Genomic DNA, 18027 nt, shown 5'->3' with positions numbered 1-18027 from the left:
CGGTCCATTCCGGGCGTGCTGCAGATGACCCCTCTCGCAGGCAATACCGCCTGCTGGGTTGCGAACACATCATCGTGCGCGCCCCAACAGGCGGTCCGTGACGTACCCGAACATCTCGCCAAGCAGCTTGGTGCCGGACGTCTCCGTCAAAACAGCGCGCAGCGCAGCGGTCTCTATTAGGCGGCCGCCGCCGAAACCAGGATGCATTGCGTGAAACTGCTGGGTCAACACCTCAGGGAATGCATCTGACCGGCCTATCGCTGAAACAACCGGCATTCAAATTGCCAGAAGCGCAGCGGATACCTCGATCCGGAACGTCAGTTTTTTGCAAGAAGCGCTTCCGGGTTCAGGCCACGCTGTTCGGCACTCGCCCGCACCGCATCCTGCAAGGCGGTGCTTCTTTTCAACAGAGACCGGAACCGTGCAACGTCCAGCACAAGAAGCGTCGTCGGAGCGATCGCGCGGGCTTCGGCACTGCGGGCGTTCTTCGACAGGATGGCCACCTGCCCGAACATTTCGCCCCGGCCCAGCCGCCAAGTCTGACCGGCTGTTTCCAGCTCCACCGCACCGGAGGCAATGAAGAACACATTTTTCACAGTGCCGTCCTTGCGCAAGACGATGCTGCCGGCATTGGCATACCGGGTTTTCAATGCGCGTCCCAGTTGCCGGATTGTCCTGTCGTCCATATCTGCAAACAGGGGAAACTGCCGCACGAGTTCGAGGCGCTGCACGGCAATATCGAGCGGCGGGCGCTCTTCCTCCTGGGCGCGGCGCGCCATCAGGTCCTGCATCAGGTTTGTGTGGACTTCCGCACCGATCAAGCCGTCCTCGCGCATGGCAGTGTATTCCCGCTCCTCAAGCCGAAGGGCGGTGCGGCGGATGAAGCGCCGTTCCAGTTTCTCGGCATAGCCGGGGTATTGCAGCCGAAGACCATCCAGCGCCGTCTCCACCATTTCGATCCGCCGCGCGAGCATTTCGAGCAAAAGGTCTGCAACCCGCCGCCTATGGATACGGCGGATGCGCCCTTCGATGAAGGCATCGAGATCGCGCAGGGTCAGCCGTTGCGACAGCAGCAGCTCGAACCGGTCTGCCGTCAGGCGCACGAGCGGGGCCGACAGCCCCAGCTTGGCGTGAAGCAGCCCTGCCAGCCTGAAGGCGCGGCCATAGGCGACCGACCTGCGCGCGGCCTGCTGATAGCCGTTGCGCCCCTTTGCGCGCGCGCCTTCGATCAACCTGTCAGCATCCAGCAAGGTCTTTTCCGCCATGCGGGCCGAGATCGTGCGTTCGCGGACGCGCTGGATAATCGTGTCCCGTTCGAAACCGGCAAGCGCGATCAGCCCCAGGGTGATCCGGTCGCGTTTAAGAATTTCCTCGCTTTCTTCGGTGGCTTTCACAGCTTCGTCCAGCCGTTCGCCGAACAGCTTTGCCTCGGAGCGCACAACATCGCGGGGCAGAGCGTAATCTTCGGTTGTCCGCGCCACATCCTCCCGGACGGTCTGCAGGGCGACGGCAACCACTTGCCGCGACATCACCTCGTCAATTGGTGACAGGCGGTCAAGCCCCAGCCTGCGGATGACGGTCCGCAGCGTCGTGCCCTGCACCAGCAGCGTGAACAGGGTGAAACCTGTTGCAAGGATACCGACCAGACGCTTGACCTCGACAGGGACGAGCAGGCTTTCGGTGACGGCAAGCGCCAGTGCAAGGGTGACAGCCCCACGCAGCCCGCCCCACAGGATCGCGGTCCGGTAAGCCGGTTCGACAGCGGGCGACACCTTGATCAGCGTCAGCAAGGGCAGCAGCCCGAACAGGATGACCGCACGCGCCGCAATCGCCGCGAGGATTACAACACCGATCAGGACAAAATCGTAGAGCTGAACCGCTTCCAGCAGCCGGGGGATCAGCAATGCCGTTAGGATGAAGATCAGTGCCCCGGCCCAATGAGCCAGCAACCCCCAAACCTCGCCCAGGCTGGTCCACGCCTGGGGCGGCAGGCGCCCCGGCCCGGCCAGGTTAAGTGTCAGGCCTGCGGCAACAACAGCGATCACCCCCGACGCGCCGACAATCTGTTCCGATCCGATATAGGCGAGGTAGGGCAGCGCGGCGGAGACCGAGATCACTGCCAGCTCATGGGCGCTGAACAGCGCCATCATCCAGATCGCGATGCGCGCTGCCAGCCAGCCGGTCAGCGCACCGCCAAGGATCAGAACAGGAAACTGTGCCAGGGCCTCGCCCAGGTCCGGGTCCGGCACCCCCAGCATCACAAAGCCCATGAACAGTCCGAACAGTGCGATGGCTGCGGCGTCGTTCAACAGGCTTTCACCTTCGATGATCCGGGACAGGCGGCGGGGGGCCGAGATCGACCGGAAGATCGAAACCACTGCCGAGGGGTCGGTTGTCGAAACAATTGCACCGACCAGCAGGCAGGCGGCCAAGGGCAGCGCACTTGTCCAGGACAGCGCATATCCAACACCGAGGGTCGCAACGACAACTGCCACGACCGCCAGAACCATGATCGGAACCCAATCGTCCAGCATCCGGCGCAGATTCATCCCCAGCGTTGCCTGAAACAGCAGCGTCGGCAGGAATATGTAGAGAAAGACGTTCGATCTGATCGGCAGGCCAAGGATAGCCTCCGCCACCGGGTTGAGCGCATCGGTCAGTTCGGTGCGAAGGAAAAAGATCGCGCCCGATCCGATGAGGATACCCAACACGGCTAGGATTACGCTGAAGGGCAGACGCAGGCGCGCCGCCAGCGGCTCTGCGGCACCGATCACAAGAAAGAGCGATGCAATCACCGCAGAAATAATAACGATATCCATGAAATTGGATTATCTGAAAACTGCGGAATCAGAAACCGCTCTTAGCAGGCTAAGCTCGTCAATTTCATCGGGGCAAACGGGGCCGCCCTGCGCTGAGGCCAGCAGAGGCGCCACGCAAGCCCCCGGGGGCGTGGCCGCACAGCCCCTCTCCAATCACATCCGCCAAGATGGCCCCGCATTGCACCGGCACAAAGCCCTCCCGGCGCGCAGCGACTTTTAAGAGGTGCTGCAATTTTACAGCCCCGCTCCGGTGACGGCGGGAAAAGCGCTCCCGAATGGCCGGCCGGGCAAGCTATCCATCAGCGGGTGCGCGGACCGCAGGCAATGCCGTTTGCACCAGCGGGTCCAATCCCGTTTCCCCCTTTGCGGCATGGCTGATCAGCTGGCTGCGCATCCGCGGTTCCCAGAAATCATTGATGTGGGCAGCCACATTTTCGGCCTGGCCGCCGCCAGGCTGGGTCTTAAAGAAGGTGGCAATCTGGTTGGCCATCATCACCATTTTCTCAGGCGACATGTTTCTCTCCGTTTTTGATCCGCTCAGGGCAGGAATAAAGGTCAAAGCCGCCGCCGCGGGCAAAGGCGGCGAGTGTAAGATTTGCGCCCTGGGCCAGGCGCAGCGCATGGGCGGTGGGGGCGGAAACAGCAATCAGGCTGCGGGCGCCGGCCATCACGGTTTTCTGCACCATTTCAACCGACACCCGGCTGGTCAGCACCATGGCGCCGGATGCCGGGTCCATCCCAGCACGGGCAAGCGCACCGATCAGCTTATCCAGGGCGTTGTGGCGTCCGACATCCTCCCGGGCGAGGACAATGCCCTGCCCCGGCAACAGGAAGCCCGCCGCATGGGTGGCATGAGTCTGGTCGTGCAGGGGCTGGTGGCTGCGCAGCGCATCAGCCGCCCGGGCAACTTCGGCGGCTGCAAATACCGCACCGCCCAAAGGCAGCACCGGCAGCGGGCGCAGCGCCTGGTCCAGGCTGTCGATACCGCAAAGCCCGCAGCCCACCGGCCCCATCATCGCCCGGCGCCGTGCCTTCAGCGCTGCGGCACGCTCCGGCGGCAGCCAGAAACGGGCCTCGATGCCGCCGCCATGCTCGGCGGTTTCGAACTCTGAAATTTCACCCAAATGCCGGACATAGCCCTCGCTGAGGGCAAAGCCCACGGCGAAATCCTCGATATCCTGAGGCGTCGCCATCATCACACCCTGGGTGCTGCCTTCGAAGACCATGGCAACCGGCAGCTCCTCAGGCAGGTTGCGCAGCACCGGGCGCTGCCCGTCGCACCGGACGGACAGGCCAGGCAGGCTTTGGCTTGGGCAGAGCGCCATTTTTCTACTCCGCCGCAGGCAGGATGCGGCGCGACCGCTGGGCCTGGGCCGTGTAATCCTCCTGCCAGCCTGTCGGCCCGTTCGACAGGCTCACCTGCACCGCCGTCACCTTGTATTCCGGGCAGTTGGTGGCCCAGTCCGAGAAGTCGGTGGTAATCACGTTGGCTTGCGTGTCCGGGTGGTGGAAGGTGGTGTAGACCACGCCGGGGCTGACGCGGTCGGTCAGCTCGGCCCGCAGGGTGGTCTCGCCCGAGCGCGAGGCCAGTTTGATCCAGCCGCCCTGTTTCACCCCCCGCACCTCGGCATCGTGCGGATGGATTTCCAGCACGTCCTGATCGTGCCACACCACGTTGTCGGTGCGCCGGGTCTGGGCGCCCACGTTGTACTGGCTGAGGATCCGGCCGGTGGTCAGCAGCAGCGGGAAGCGGGGACCGGATTTTTCGTCTGTCGCCACATATTCGGTGACGATGAACCGGCCCTTGCCACGGACGAAGCCGTCCACATGCATCAGCGGCGTGCCTTCGGGATGCGCCTCATTGCAGGGCCATTGGACCGAACCCTTCTCCTCCAGCAGCGCGTAATCGACACCAGCAAAGGAGGGCGTGGTCGCGGCGATCTCATCCATGATCTGTGACGGGTGAGTGTAGGTCCAGCCCGCACCCATCGCGTTGGCCAGCAACTGGGTCACTTCCCAATCAGCATAGCCGTTCATCGGCGCCATCACCTTGCGCACGCGGTTGATGCGGCGCTCGGCGTTGGTGAAGGTGCCGTCCTTCTCCAGGAAAGTGGAGCCGGGCAGGAACACATGCGCATAATTCGCGGTCTCGTTCAGGAACAGGTCATGCACGATGACGCATTCCATCGCCGCAAGCCCCGCTGCCACATGTTTGGTGTCCGGGTCGGATTGCAGGATATCCTCGCCCTGGCAGTAAAGCCCCTTGAAGCTGCCGGCAACGGCGGCATCCAGCATGTTGGGAATACGCAGGCCGGGTTCGGGGTCGATCTCGACGCCCCAGGCTTCCTCAAAAACAGCGCGTACCTCGGGGCCTTTCACATGGCGATAGCCCGGCAGCTCGTGCGGGAACGATCCCATGTCGCAGGAGCCCTGCACATTGTTCTGGCCGCGCAGCGGGTTCACCCCCACGCCCTTGCGGCCGATATTGCCGGTGAGCATCGCAAGATTGGCGATGCCCATTACTGTGGTCGAGCCCTGGCTGTGCTCGGTGACGCCAAGGCCATAGTAGATCGCCCCGTTTCCGCCGGTGGCAAACAGCCGGGCCGCGGCGCGCAGCTCTGCCGACGGAACACCGGTCAGCAATTCCGTTGCCTCCGGGCTGTGGCGCGGGTCGGAGACGAACTCGGCATAGACCTGGAATTCATCCCAGTCGCAGCGCTCGCGGATGAAGGCTTCGTCCATCAGCCCCTCGGTCACGATCACATGCGCCAGTGCCGTCACCACGGCAACATTGGTGCCGGGCCGCAGGGCAAGGTGCTGTGCCGCCTGGATATGCGGCGATTTCACCAGATTGGTGCGGCGCGGGTCGATCACGATCAGCTCGGCACCGGCGCGCAGGCGCTTTTTCAGGCGGCTGGCAAAAACCGGGTGGCCGTCGGTCGGGTTGGCGCCGATCACGATCACCACATCAGTATGCTCGACCGAGTCGAAATCCTGGGTGCCGGCCGAGGTGCCGAAGGTCTGGCCAAGGCCGTAACCGGTGGGCGAATGGCAGACCCGGGCGCAGGTGTCGGTGTTGTTGTTGCCAAACACCCCGCGGGCCAGTTTCTGCACCAGGAATGTCTCCTCATTGGTGCAGCGGCTGGAGGTAATCACGCCGATCGACTTCTTGCCGTGCTTTTCCTGCAGCCCGCGCATCCGGTTGGCGGCGAAGCTCAGCGCGTCCTCCCAGGAGACCTCGCGCCAGGGCTCGTCGATGCTGTCGCGGATCATCGGGTTCAGGATACGGTCCTTGTGCTTGGCATAGCCATAGGCAAAGCGCCCTTTGACGCAGGAATGGCCGCGGTTGGCCTTGCCGTGCTTGTAGGGCACCATGCGCACCAGCTCGTCGCCGTTCAGTTCGGCCTTGAAGGAGCAGCCGACGCCGCAATAGGCGCAGGTGGTGATGACGGAACGCTCAGGCGTGCCGAGCTCGATCACCGATTTCTCCTGCAGGGTTGCGGTCGGGCAGGCCTGCACGCAGGCGCCGCAGCTGACGCAGTCGGAGGCCAGAAAATCATCCGCGCCGGTGCCGGCGCTGACCCGGCTGTCAAACCCGCGGCCTTCGATGGTCAGGGCAAAGGTGCCCTGCACCTCTTCGCAGGCGCGCACACAGCGGTTGCAGACGATGCATTTCGAAGGGTCGTAGCTGAAGTAAGGGTTGCTGTCGTCCTTGGGGATGTACTGCGGGTTAGCCTCGCCGTTCTGGCGCGCCTCGAAATGATTGGTCATGCCGCCGGCCGCCGGCGGCTGATACCGCACATCGCGCAGGCCGGTGGCGCCAGCCATGTCCTGCAGCTCGCAATCGCCGTTGGCCGCACAGGTCAGGCAGTCCAGCGGATGATCGGAGATATAGAGCTCCATCACGCCCTTGCGGATCTTCTTCACTTTCTCCGACTGGGTGCGCACCACCATGCCCGGCGCCACCGGCGTCGTGCAGGAGGCAGGGGTGCCCCGGCGGCCGTCGATCTCGACCACGCACAGGCGGCAGGATCCGAAGGCCTCAAGACTGTCAGTGGCGCACAGCTTGGGGATCTGGAATCCCGCCTCGGCAGCGGCCCGCATAACCGAGGTGCCCTCGGGCACGGTAATGTCAAAGCCGTCGATGGTCAGTGAAACCGGGGCGCCCTCGCGCGCGGGGGTGCCCATGTCGCGGTCATTGTCCCAGGGGATAATCAGGTCTTTCATTCTGCGGCCTCCTTGGCGGTGGCGAAATCGTCGGGGAAATGGGTGAGTGCGGACATCACCGGGTAAGGGGTGAACCCGCCCAGAGCGCAAAGCGAACCGTCCGTCATCGTCTCGCACAGGTCGGTCAGCAGCGGGATGGCGCCGGGGTCGCCGGCGGCGATGCGGTCGATGGTTTCCACACCGCGCACCGCGCCGATCCGGCAGGGGGTGCATTTGCCGCAGCTTTCCACGGCGCAGAATTCCATCGCAAACCGTGCCATCTGCAGCATGTCGGCACTGTCGTCGAACACCACGATGCCGGCATGGCCGATCAGCCCGCCTGCGCCGTCGAACTCCTCATAGCCGAAGGGGGTGTCGAATTTTTCGAGAGGCATATAGGCGCCCAGCGGGCCGCCGACCTGCACCGCCTTCACCGGCCGGCCGGAGGCAGTGCCGCCGGCGATGTCCAGCACCAGCTCGCCCAGCGGCATCCCAAAGCCAGTCTCGAACAGCCCGCCGTGCTTCACGTTGCCGGCAATCTGCACCGGAATGGTGCCGCGGGACCGGCCCAGACCGAAGTCGGCATAATGCTGCGCGCCTTTTTCAAAGATCACCGGCACGGTGGCGAGGCTGATGACGTTATTGACCACGGTGGGCTTGCCCAGGAAGCCTTCCAATGCGGGCAGCGGCGGTTTGGCCCGCACCACGCCGCGCTTGCCCTCAAGACTGTTCAGAAGCGAGGTTTCCTCGCCGCAGACATAGGCGCCCGCACCGCTGCGGATTTCCATATCAAAGGCCCGGCCCGACCCCAAAACATCGGCGCCCAGAACGCCGTTTGCACGGGCGATGCGGACGGCCTCCTGCATCACACGGATGGCATCGGGATATTCCGACCGCAGATAGACATAGCCCTTGGTCGCGCCAACGCCGAGGCCGGCAATCGCCATCCCCTCGATCAGGCAGAAGGGGTCGCCTTCCATGATCATGCGATCGGCAAAAGTGCCGCTGTCGCCCTCGTCGGCGTTGCAGACGATGTATTTCTGATCCGCTTCGGCCTGCCGCACCGTGTTCCACTTGATCCCGGTCGGGAACCCCGCCCCGCCGCGGCCGCGCAGGCCGGATTGGGTGACCTCTTCAACAATCTCCGCAGCCTTCAGACCCGCTGCCCGGCGCAGCCCGGCCAGACCGCCATGTGCCTGATAGTCCTCCAGGTCCAGCGGATCAGTCACGCCGCAGCGGGCAAAGGTGAGCCGGGTCTGCCTGGCGAAAAACGGGATCTCCTCAACCTTGCCCAGGCCCTTCAGCGTGCCGTCCAGCAGCGCGGGCACATCGGCGGGTGTTACCGGGCCATAGCCCTCGCGGCCTGCGCCGCGGTCAATCTCCACCAAGGGCTCCAGCCAGATCATGCCGCGGGTGCCGTTCCGGATCAGTTCGATTTCCAGCCCGCGGCTGGCGGCCTCGGCAATGATCGCAGCGGCCACGTCATCGGCGCCCAGCGCCTTGGCGGCGCTGTCCATGGGAACGTAGATCTTCATGCCCCGGCCTCCGCCAGCAGGTTCGCCATCCGCGCTTCGTCCACGCGGCCGTGAACCTTGCCGTCCACCATTGCGGCCGGGCCGCAGGCGCACAGCCCCAGGCAGTAGACCGGCTCAAGGGTGACCGCGCCATTTGCGGTTGTGCCGTGCCATTCGACACCCAAACGGGCGCGCGCGGCCTCAGCCAGCGCATTGCCCCCCACCGCCTGGCAGGCCTCAGCGCGGCAAATCTTCACCACATGGCGGCCTGCAGGCACCTCGCGGAAGTCGTGATAAAAACTTATCACCCCATGCACTTCCGCCTTGGATATATTCAGCGCATCCGCAATCAGCGGCGTGGCCTCCTGGGGAATGCTGCCACACGCTTCCTGCAATGCGTGCAGAATGGGCAATAGCGGCCCTTCAAGGTGCAGATGGTCCGAGATGATTGCGCGCAAGTCCTGATCGGACGGCGCTGGCGTTTCAGGGTGCATAGCTGGCCTCCGGCAATTTGCCTGAGAAAAACCAGAACGTGTATAGTTACATCAATATCGCTATTTCGTTGAGCGATAGGGAGTTTCTATTGATCGGCCTTCGACATCCGCCGCGCTTCGGTCAGAAGTGCCTTTAATACAGGGGTATGAGGCTCCCTGTACGGGGCAACCAGCCCGACCGTGTGAACGACTTCGGCCGCCTCCATGGGAATGATTTTCAGCGGTTTTCCCGCTGCCAGAGACCGGGCCATATCCGATGGAAGCACGGTCATCCAGCCGCCGTCCTCCACATTCACGGTAAGAACAATGGTCGAATTCGACTCGATCCAGGCTTCCGGGCTCACACCTGATTCTCGAAAATTCTTGTCGATGATCCGGCGGTTCTGCATATCCGGCGTCAGCAGGCACAGTTTCTGCCCGTACAGTTCCGCCCAGCCAACCGTCTTGCGGTCCGCGAAAGGTGAAGCGCGATGGCACACCAGCATATAATGCTCCCGGTACAACGGCACCGAGCTGACCTTGCCCATGGGTTCATTGTCGAGATAGGAAATACCTGCGTCGACCGAGAAATTCTCGATCATCGAGAGAATCTCAGCCGAGGTGCGCGATAGAATCGTGAACCGCACATTGGGGTGTTTTTCACTGAACCGGGCTGTCAGTTTCGCCGCCCAGGTCAGCGCCGTCGGAATCACGGCGATGCGCAGCTGGCCGGTCAGGCCATGCCGGGAAAAGCGCATCTCCTCCTTCAGCTGCCGCGAATCCCCGACGATTTTCCTGGCCCAGATCAGCGCGCTTTGCCCCTCTGGAGTGAGCCCGCCATAGCGTGATCCGCGGAAAATCAGCTGCACACCCAGCTGCTCTTCCAATTGTTTGACGCCCGCTGACAGCGTTGGCTGGGTAATGCCAAGCGCCGCTGCGGCGCGCCCGAAATGTTCTTCTCTGGCGACCGCGATGTACATCTCAAGTTTATCGAGCATGATGGAATTTTTCTATCAATGTTGGGTATTTCAATACATCTACCGGAATGGTTGCAGTTTGACTGCACTGGAAACCGGCTTGCACGGCTGCCTTTGCGGCGCGTGGCTGGCTTCGCACAGGTTTCCCGGGCGTAGCGCGCAGCATCGGCTGGCGCCAATGAAACACCCAAGCGGGAAACCCGCGGGGTCAGAACCCGGCCAGCCACCCCGCGCCACGTCATCCGCAGATGTTCACTACGACCCTGGTTTGGCGAACCTTTCTCCAGCTTCGGTGAGAATGGAATCCAAGGGAATGTCATGCGGTTGCGGGAAAATTGTAGGAAGCCGCGCGCTATCCAGGCCGATGCCGATAGTAAAGGGGCGCGGCGATACTGCCGCGAGGGTCCGGTCAAAATATCCGCCGCCATAGCCCAGCCTGAAACCGCCAGAGGCCCAGCCCACCAGCGGCGCCAGGGTGATTTCCGGAGACAGCATGGGGGATCCGGGCGGCGGAACCGGAATGTTCCAATCGCCCCGCACCAGCTGCGTTTCCGGTGTCCACAGCCGGAACACCAGCGGCGCAGCCTTGGTTTCGACGATGGGCAGGGCAATGGCGGCGCCCTCGGCGTGCAACTCCGCCATCAGCGGGCGCAGGTCGGGTTCGCCCTTGATCGGCCAGTAAAACGAGATGACACGCCCGCCTGCCCCACCGAACCGGGTCCGGAGCAGCTGCCGCAAATGACCGGACAGTGCAGCGCCCGCCGCCTGGCGGGCCGCAACCGTCATGGCAAGCCGGTCTGCCCGCAGCCGGCTCCGTTCGGACTTCCGCCAGCGGGCAACCTCCGCGCCCTCCTGCGGGGCGGAGGGCTGCGAGCCGTAAAGGCCGGTTTCCGCCGCCATGCAGGGCGATGAGGCATAGCCTTTCTGTTCAGGCGGGGTATCAGACTTGCGGCTCATTGGACTGCTCCTTGGCGGGGCGGCAACGGCCGGCCCAGGACGCGCTCAGCCCCGGCAACGATGTCCGCGATACGCTCGGCAGCCGGCACGACCCCGCGGATGGCACCCGCACCCTGGCCTGCAAACAGGGCCATTGCCTCAAGGTCGCCGGTGGTGGTCCGCAGAGGGGAATCCGTGCTGAACCGCAGCCGCGGCTGGGCGCCGTCCCAGGCGATTGCCTCCCGCGGGAGCGCGTCCGGATCGTGGCCCAGATAACTGCCGCCGAGCGCCTTGGTCACGCTGTTCTCCAGCACCCGCACCGCCGCGCCTGCCGGCCAGTTCAGCACGAAGACATCGGTCAGGACAGTGTCCGCGCCGGTGGCGGCCGCAACTCGTTCCTTGTGGTAAGGGTGGGCAAAGGCTTCTTCGGTTGCAAGGAAGGCAGTGCCGCACTGGATCCCGGCGGCGCCCATTGACAGAAACCGGGCCAGGTCTGCGCCGGTGGAGAGGCCCCCTGAGGCAACAACCGGTACGGACACGGTTTCCAGGATTGCTTCGGTAAGGCCGCGGAGCGGGCGGCGGCCATGGACGTGGCCGCCCGCCTCGATGCCCTGTGCGATAATCACATCCGCGCCGGCGGCTTCGGCGGCGCGCGCAGCCTCAACCGTGCCAACCTGGTGCAGGACAAGGCGGCCTGCCGCCTTCACCCGGGCAACGGCCTCGGGTACAACATCCCAGAAGAAGGTAAACGCAGGAACCCCAAGGTCCAGGCAGCAGCCGAGTTGCGCGTCAAGCAGGGCGGGCTCGGTCGCCGCAGGGATGACATTCACCGCAAAGGGGCGGTCTGTGGCAGCCCTGAGCCGGGTGACCTCTTCGGTGATCAGCGCCGGGCTTTCGCGCACCATCCCCAGCATGCCAAAGCCGCCGGCGTTGGCGACGGCTGCCGCCAGTTCCCAGCGGGACACGCCGCCCATGCCCGCTAAAAGCACCGGATAATCGCATCCCAGCAGACCGCAAAGAGGGGTGTGCTGAAGGTTGTTGCCTTTTTGGCCGCTCATTTCAACTCCACTCCCCTTGTTGTCATACCGTGAATATGGCGCCCGGGCTAAGCCGTTCCACTCCATCTTTTCCCTGCGCAGCAGTCAGCGCCGCAGGTGTGCCGGCAAGGTCCGCGGCATGCGGGTGCACAGCATTTACGAATGCTGTGGCTGCACCGGCCTGACCGGCTTGCTTTGACTTTGAAGCTACGCGCCGGAATTGGTACAGTAAATACCTATTTATGCTGAAAGGGAGCTGCATGCGTCTTACATCTTTCACCGATTACGGCCTTCGAATGCTGATGAGGATGGCAAGCCAGCCGGGGCAAGGGTTCTCGACAGCCGAACTGGCCGCTGAGTTCCGCCTGTCCCGGAACCATCTGACGAAGATCATGCAGCGGCTGGCGCGTGCCGGACTCGTTGAGACCCGGCGTGGCGCCGGTGGCGGTGCCTTTTTGCGGATGCCTGCGGAAAATATCCGCCTTGGTGATGTCGTGACGCTGCTGGAGCAAGGACAGGCGCTGGTCGAATGCTTTGGCGACGGCGGGGGCGATTGCACGATTGACGGCCGCTGCCGTCTCAAGGCCCGCCTGCGTCAGGCGGAGGCGATTTTCCTAGATGATCTGAACCGGACAACACTTGCAGATATTGCATTACCGGCTCAAACCGCAGCTTGAGACGGCTCCGGCTCGCACCGGAAATGCGCGCCCTTGTCCTCACTGGCCTGCAGGCCGCCGGTGACAGATCCGTTGGAAATCCATACCGCCTCAGGCCACCCTTGTTCGGGATATGGCCAGGTCCATCCACGGCCTGAACAGCTTGCAGAAGCTGATGCTCAAACCCAAGGGGGCGCCAAACGGGGTGGCGCTCTGGTGGCAGCAATCGCGTTTCTGACCGCTGCCCAAGCCAGCCAGATAAGCAAACCCGGACGAGGCGGCCTGTTCCGCGCGCCCCTAACGGGCTTCATCTTCAGGCAGCCAACCGGTTTTGCGCGCCTCGCAGAAGCAGACCGATAATGTCACTGCGCGTGAGAATGCCTGCCAGGCCGCCATCATTTGTTACCGGCACGGTTTGCACCCCATGCTGCGCAAGCCGGTTCAGGAGAGTGCCGACCGGAAGGTCATGCGGGACACTGCCGGCAGGCGGCTGCATCACATGCTTCGCCGTCAGTTTGCCCTGGCGTACGGGGCGGAACTTTCGGCTGCCCTCCCGTATCAGCGCATCGATCAGATCGCTTTGCAGGATCAGTCCGACGAATTTCTTGTTGCCGTCCACAACCGGAAGACTCTTGATGGAATGGCGGCGGAACAACTGTGCAATCTGCGCCACTGGTGCATCGGGCGTCACAGTGATCAGGTTCTGCGTCATGATGCTGCCGCAGGTAACACCATCAAACCGGTGCTGCGCGGCCTCCTCCTCCGCGGCGGCAAGCAGCCGCCCCAGATCGGCTACGCCGATGTTGGTGGATTGATTGAAACGCTCCAGCAACTCTTCCAGCTCGTCATTGCTGAGACCCAGGCGGATCTCTTCCGGCTGCACAGGCGCCTCCACGGATTGGCGGAACGGGTATTTTCGGCCTGTGGCCCGGTTATACAGCACGCCTGTCAGGACCAAAGCAGCCGTCAGAAGCCCAACTGGCACAATCGCAAAGGCAAATCCCGCCTCAAGGACCGGCACCGGGTCCAGTGCCGCCAGCAAGGCAATTGCCCCGCCAGGGGGATGCAGGGCCCGCGCGATTATCATTGCAAAGATCGCTGCGGCCACAGCCAAGACCGGTCCCCAGGGCACCGGCACAGCTTGCAGGACCGCAACCGCCGCCACGGCGGAAATAACATTGCCGCAGATCGCCGACCAGGGCTGCGCCAGCGGGGAGTTCGGAACGGCATAGATCAGGACTGCCGAGGCGCCCAGAGGGGCGAGCAGGCTCATTGGAACGCCTGCGATCTCCGGCCAGGCAAACGCGAACATCGCGCAAACACCCATCCCGGCCGCAGCGCCCGCCGCCGCGCGCAGGGTTTCCCGCAAATGTGCTGGCGGCAGTGCCGGAGAAAGATGACGCAAGAGATTTGACTTCAGCTGCATGGTCCCGCCTGCCCGGAAATGAATCACCCGCCGGCAACCTGCACATAAAACAGTCATTATGAAAACATTTTTTGCCCGGCAACGCTGCAGCGGCGGCCGGTGCGGCACACAGATGTTCTGCCAGCGATGCTGCAGCCCTGACGCCATTGCCGGCTGCCCCGGAAATCCGGAACCCTAGCCAGGAAGACGGCATGCTAAGCCGCGTTTCGTCCTTGTTTTCCAGTTAAAGACCGGATGCGGCATGCGGTTGGCGGGCCGAACGGGACCGGCTTCGCAATTTTCAGCCTGTCTCCCGCACAGCATAGGCAGGTCCTTGCAAGCGCACCGAGCTGTGGCAAATTCAAAGAAAACACTGCCAGGACCCTGACCGCTGCCCGTACCCAGCCCGGGTTTCCCTGCCGGCTCACCAGGCAGGTTACGGATGTTCTGGCGCCTCTGGCAAAGTCAGCAATGGAATCAGGTCTTCCTTATTGCTGATCAGATCGGCGACGGTGCTGCGGTCGAGGACGCACAGAAACGCATTGACCGCGTCGGCAAAGACCCCTCGGAGCCCGCATTGAGGCTGGATCAGGCATTCGCCGCAATTGGCAACTTCAAAGCTTTCTTCCATGACCCGAACGACTTGCCCCACATTGATTTCGCTTGCCGCCTGTCCGAGTTTGATGCCGCCGTACCGGCCGCGAATGCTCATGACGTAGCCTTGCCGGACCAGCTCGCTGACGATCTTCATCAACGAACTGTGCGGCAGACGGTAGATGCGGCTCAATGTCTCAATCGAGTGCAGCTCTTCGGGTTTGGACGCCAGGAAAATAAGAATTCTCAAGGCGTAATCCGTTGTCAGGTTCAGCTTCATCCGGGGCTCCGATCGCGTTTTTAATATTCATTTGGGTTGCATATTTCAATCCTCCAATCATACATGCAACCAGCCTGAATGATTCAGGCGGAAACCCCACGATGCAGGCCGCGGGTCTGCCAACGGACAAATCAGGAGCGTGCAATGGCACAGCCACTCAGCCAAATCACCATCGACACCGTAAAGGCGACTGTTCCGGCGCTGGCGCAGCATGGGCGCGAGATTGTAGCAGAGATGTACGACAGGCTGCTGGCCGACCCGGAAATCCGCACATTGTTCAACCAGTCGCATCAGAATGGCGACTCCCCGCAGCACGCAGCTTTGACCAACGCGATTCTGGCCTACGCCCAGAACATCGAAAACCTCCCGGTGATGGCCGCAGCGGTGGAACGTATTGCAAACAAGCATGTCGGCCTGCAAATCGAACCCCGTCATTACGATCATGTTGCCAGCGCCCTTCTGGCCGCAATCAAGGCGGTTCTCAAAGAGGCGGCGACCGAGGAGGTGATCCGCGCCTGGGGCGAAGCCTATTGGTTCCTGGCCGATATCCTGATCGGCCGCGAAGAGCAGCTGTACCAGGAGACCGCAGCGGCCCGGGGCGGCTGGCGGGGCTGGCGGGAATTCCGGATCGACAGACGGATCCAGGAGAGTGCAGACGTCATGTCATTCATCCTGAAACCCGTCGACGGCAAGCACGTGCTGAAGCACAAGCCGGGTCAGTATCTTTCCTTCGATCTTGATCTGCCCGGAACCGGCAAGCTGCGCCGCAACTATTCGATTTCCTCCGGTCCATCGAATGACTTCTACCGGATCACGGTAAAGCGCGAGCCAGGCGGCCTGGCAAGCACCTGGCTGCATGAACAGGCGGCCGAAGGCACCGTGCTCAACGCGGCGGCTCCGGCCGGCGAGTTTTTCCTGAAGAGCGGACAGGAGACCGAGGTTGTGCTGCTGTCGGCCGGTGTCGGCCTGACGCCGATGATTTCCATGCTCGAACTCATGGCTGCAAACAACCGCGCTGCGACCTACCTCCATGCCACACACAGTGGCAGGCATCACGTCATGCCGGATATCGCCCAGTCCTTGTCCCGCCGGTGCGTCACCTTTTTCGAGAACCCCAGTTCCGAAGACCGGGCAGCCGCGAACTTCGACGTGGAAGGCCGTATCACGCCAGAGTGGCTTGCCCGGAACACCAACACTAATCAGGCTGAATACTACATATGCGGACCCAAGGGTTTTATGGCGATGGCCGTGAATGGCCTCAAATCAGCTGGAGTTGACGAGGATCGCATCTTCTACGAATTCTTCGGGCCGGCCCAGGAATTCGACGCTGCGTAGCAGCAACGGAACCGCGCGCGAGCGCGCGGTCTTCCGGACCGGGCAGCCGTCCAGGGTAAAACACGATTGCCGCAACCCCATTGCCGCAATCCCTGTGAGGGTAAGGCCGGCCGCATCAGCTTTGCGGGTGGCAGCGGCCCAGGCGGCGGGCGGCTGCCAACCGGCGCAATTGAAACACTCGACACCAGCCCATTGAAAATGGCTGGATAATCAGAGGCTTGTGCGAAGATTAGTGGCGGACCGAGGAGGATTCGAACCCCCGACCCCTTGATTCGTAGTCAAGTACTCTATCCAGCTGAGCTATCGGTCCACTGCGGCGGGGTTTAATCATAGCACCGCACAGGCGCAACCCCAAAAGCCAAATTTGTTTCGCGCGGCCGGCATATTCCCGCCCGCCCGGCTGCAGGTGTCAGATCGTGCCGTCGCCCTTGGGCAGGCAGATCTCGAACACTGTGCCGCCGGGGCTGGTTTCCTTCAGCACAACCGATCCGCCATGGCCGCGGGCCAGTTCGCCCGCAATGGCCAGGCCCAGCCCGGTGCCGCCCTTGCGGGCGCCGCCCTGGAACGGAGTGAACAGATTGTCCTGCGCCCTTTTCGGCAATCCCGGTCCGGTGTCGGCAACGGTAATGTACCAGGCGTCCTCTTCCTCGCGCGCATCAACCGTGATCTGCCCCGGCTTGCCAGTGGCGATGATCGCCTGCCGGGCGTTGCGCACCAGGTTCATCACGATCCGGAACAGCTGTTCAGAATCGGCGCGCAGCATCATTGCTTTGGGCACGGCATTGACGATCCCGACCAACCCGCTGTCCGCTGCCAGCAGCTCGCTTTCGGCAATATCCGCTGTGATCTCATGCAGGCAGACCACTGCAAAAGTGGGCGATGGCTCTTCCGCGCGCCCGAACGCCAGGGTGCCCTCGCACAGGGACACCGCACGGGTGATCGAATTCACCAGCTTCGGCGCCAGGCGGCGCACCAGGGGATCCTCGCTCATCTCGATCCGGTCGGTGAACAGCTGCGCCGAGGTCAGGATGTTGCGCAGATCATGGCTCACCTTGGCCACAGCACCGCCCAGCTGCGCCAGCCGCTCGCGCTGTTTCAGCGCGTGGGTCAGCTCGGTTTGCAGCTGCATCAGCGCCTCTTCCGCCTCGCGCAGCTCCACCACTCTGGAACTCGGGTGGATGATGCCGCGGGCATCTTCCGGCGCCGCCGCATAGCGCTGCATATAGCCGACCACCCCCTTGATCGGCTTCACCAGCACAATCCGCACCGCGACAAACAGCAACAGCGCCGTGAAAACCGAAATCACCGCCGACAGAGCCAGGATCCGCACCCCGTAATCGATCATTGCCGCGCGCAGCGGCGCGGTTTCCATGGTGACCTCGATCAGGATCCCGGCATCGCGCACCGGCGCACCGATCACCCGGATGATTTCATTTCCGGGACGGGCCATGCGCAGCATTGCATCGCGGATCAAGGTCATCGCCCCGGCCTCACGCAAATCATAAGTCCCGGTGATCGGCTGCGGGATCGGCGAGGCCAGCATCAGCTGGCGGATCTCGTCGCGGCGCAGCACCACGTTGAAAACGCCCGCGTTCTCCAGCAGCTCCGCTTCCAGCTCCGTCTCCAGCATATCATCGGCCAGCAGTGCCAGCGATGCGATCTGCGCCCGCTGCAGCCGGTCGGCCAGATAATCCGCGCGGAACCGCGCAATCGACGGCACAAAGATCAGGATCTCGGCCAGCATCACAAAGACCGTGGTCAGGATCAGAAATCTGCCCGAAAGCGTGTTGAGCAT

14 protein-coding genes and 1 tRNA gene are annotated in these 18027 nt (G+C 63.1%); 2 read left to right on the top strand and 13 right to left on the bottom strand.

From position 1 onward, the window contains the following. Positions 1–317 precede the first annotated feature (317 nt). From AC0KW6_RS04965 to AC0KW6_RS04925, 9 genes are all read right to left on the bottom strand, one after another. Positions 318–2819: a cation:proton antiporter gene (locus tag AC0KW6_RS04965; RefSeq protein WP_323783330.1), complete on the bottom strand. Its 2502-nt coding sequence runs from the start codon at positions 2817–2819 to the stop codon at positions 318–320. A 292-nt stretch (positions 2820–3111) separates the two neighbouring features. Next, a complete protein-coding gene (locus AC0KW6_RS04960) occupies positions 3112–3333 on the bottom strand; it encodes a formate dehydrogenase subunit delta (RefSeq protein WP_323783327.1) in 222 nt (73 codons plus the stop codon). Further along, positions 3323–4144: a formate dehydrogenase accessory sulfurtransferase FdhD gene (fdhD, locus tag AC0KW6_RS04955; RefSeq protein ID WP_474034274.1), complete on the bottom strand. Its 822-nt coding sequence runs from the start codon at positions 4142–4144 to the stop codon at positions 3323–3325. The genes AC0KW6_RS04960 and fdhD overlap by 11 nt, the downstream gene beginning before the upstream one ends. Positions 4145–4148: 4 nt before the next feature. After that, positions 4149–7046: a formate dehydrogenase subunit alpha gene (gene fdhF, locus AC0KW6_RS04950; protein WP_474034273.1), complete on the bottom strand. Its 2898-nt coding sequence runs from the start codon at positions 7044–7046 to the stop codon at positions 4149–4151. Next, entirely contained in the window at positions 7043–8560 is a 1518-nt protein-coding gene (locus AC0KW6_RS04945; RefSeq protein WP_474034272.1) for a formate dehydrogenase beta subunit, read from the bottom strand. The genes fdhF and AC0KW6_RS04945 overlap by 4 nt, the downstream gene beginning before the upstream one ends. Next, positions 8557–9033 carry a formate dehydrogenase subunit gamma gene (locus AC0KW6_RS04940; RefSeq protein WP_323778309.1) on the bottom strand — a complete coding sequence of 159 codons (477 nt, stop codon included), beginning with the start codon at positions 9031–9033 and terminating at the stop codon, positions 8557–8559. The genes AC0KW6_RS04945 and AC0KW6_RS04940 overlap by 4 nt, the downstream gene beginning before the upstream one ends. Before the next feature lie 86 nt (positions 9034–9119). Beyond that, entirely contained in the window at positions 9120–10010 is an 891-nt protein-coding gene (locus AC0KW6_RS04935) for a LysR family transcriptional regulator (protein WP_474034271.1), read from the bottom strand. Between the two features lie 234 nt (positions 10011–10244). Next, positions 10245–10946, bottom strand: a complete 702-nt coding sequence (locus AC0KW6_RS04930) for a 5-formyltetrahydrofolate cyclo-ligase (protein ID WP_474034269.1) — start codon at positions 10944–10946, stop codon at positions 10245–10247. Further along, entirely contained in the window at positions 10943–11983 is a 1041-nt protein-coding gene (locus tag AC0KW6_RS04925) for an NAD(P)H-dependent flavin oxidoreductase (RefSeq protein ID WP_474034268.1), read from the bottom strand. The genes AC0KW6_RS04930 and AC0KW6_RS04925 overlap by 4 nt, the downstream gene beginning before the upstream one ends. A gap of 239 nt (positions 11984–12222) precedes the next feature. On the opposite strand from AC0KW6_RS04925, the gene AC0KW6_RS04920 reads away from it, so the two are divergent. After that, positions 12223–12639, top strand: a complete 417-nt coding sequence (locus AC0KW6_RS04920) for an RrF2 family transcriptional regulator (protein WP_323778316.1) — start codon at positions 12223–12225, stop codon at positions 12637–12639. A gap of 292 nt (positions 12640–12931) precedes the next feature. Here the strand turns inward: AC0KW6_RS04920 and AC0KW6_RS04915 are convergent, their stop codons facing one another. Then, positions 12932–14044, bottom strand: a complete 1113-nt coding sequence (locus AC0KW6_RS04915; RefSeq protein ID WP_474034266.1) for an HPP family protein — start codon at positions 14042–14044, stop codon at positions 12932–12934. Between the two features lie 415 nt (positions 14045–14459). Next, entirely contained in the window at positions 14460–14897 is a 438-nt protein-coding gene (locus AC0KW6_RS04910; protein ID WP_474034265.1) for an RrF2 family transcriptional regulator, read from the bottom strand. Positions 14898–15041: 144 nt separating this feature from the next. Between AC0KW6_RS04910 and hmpA the strand changes: the two genes are divergently transcribed. Further along, positions 15042–16232 (top strand): NO-inducible flavohemoprotein, encoded by a 1191-nt coding sequence (gene hmpA, locus AC0KW6_RS04905; protein WP_474034264.1) that lies wholly within the window; start codon positions 15042–15044, stop codon positions 16230–16232. 233 nt (positions 16233–16465) lie between these two features. On the opposite strand, the gene AC0KW6_RS04900 is transcribed toward hmpA, so the two are convergent. Together AC0KW6_RS04900 and AC0KW6_RS04895 are read right to left on the bottom strand one after the other, a co-directional pair. After that, positions 16466–16542 (bottom strand) — tRNA-Arg (locus AC0KW6_RS04900). Positions 16543–16641: 99 nt separating this feature from the next. After that, positions 16642–18027 carry a sensor histidine kinase gene (locus AC0KW6_RS04895; RefSeq protein WP_474034263.1) on the bottom strand — a complete coding sequence of 462 codons (1386 nt, stop codon included), beginning with the start codon at positions 18025–18027 and terminating at the stop codon, positions 16642–16644.

It is taken from the genome of Leisingera sp. SA215 (assembly GCF_055902035.1).
This window is presented reverse-complemented; position numbering and strand designations above follow the sequence as displayed.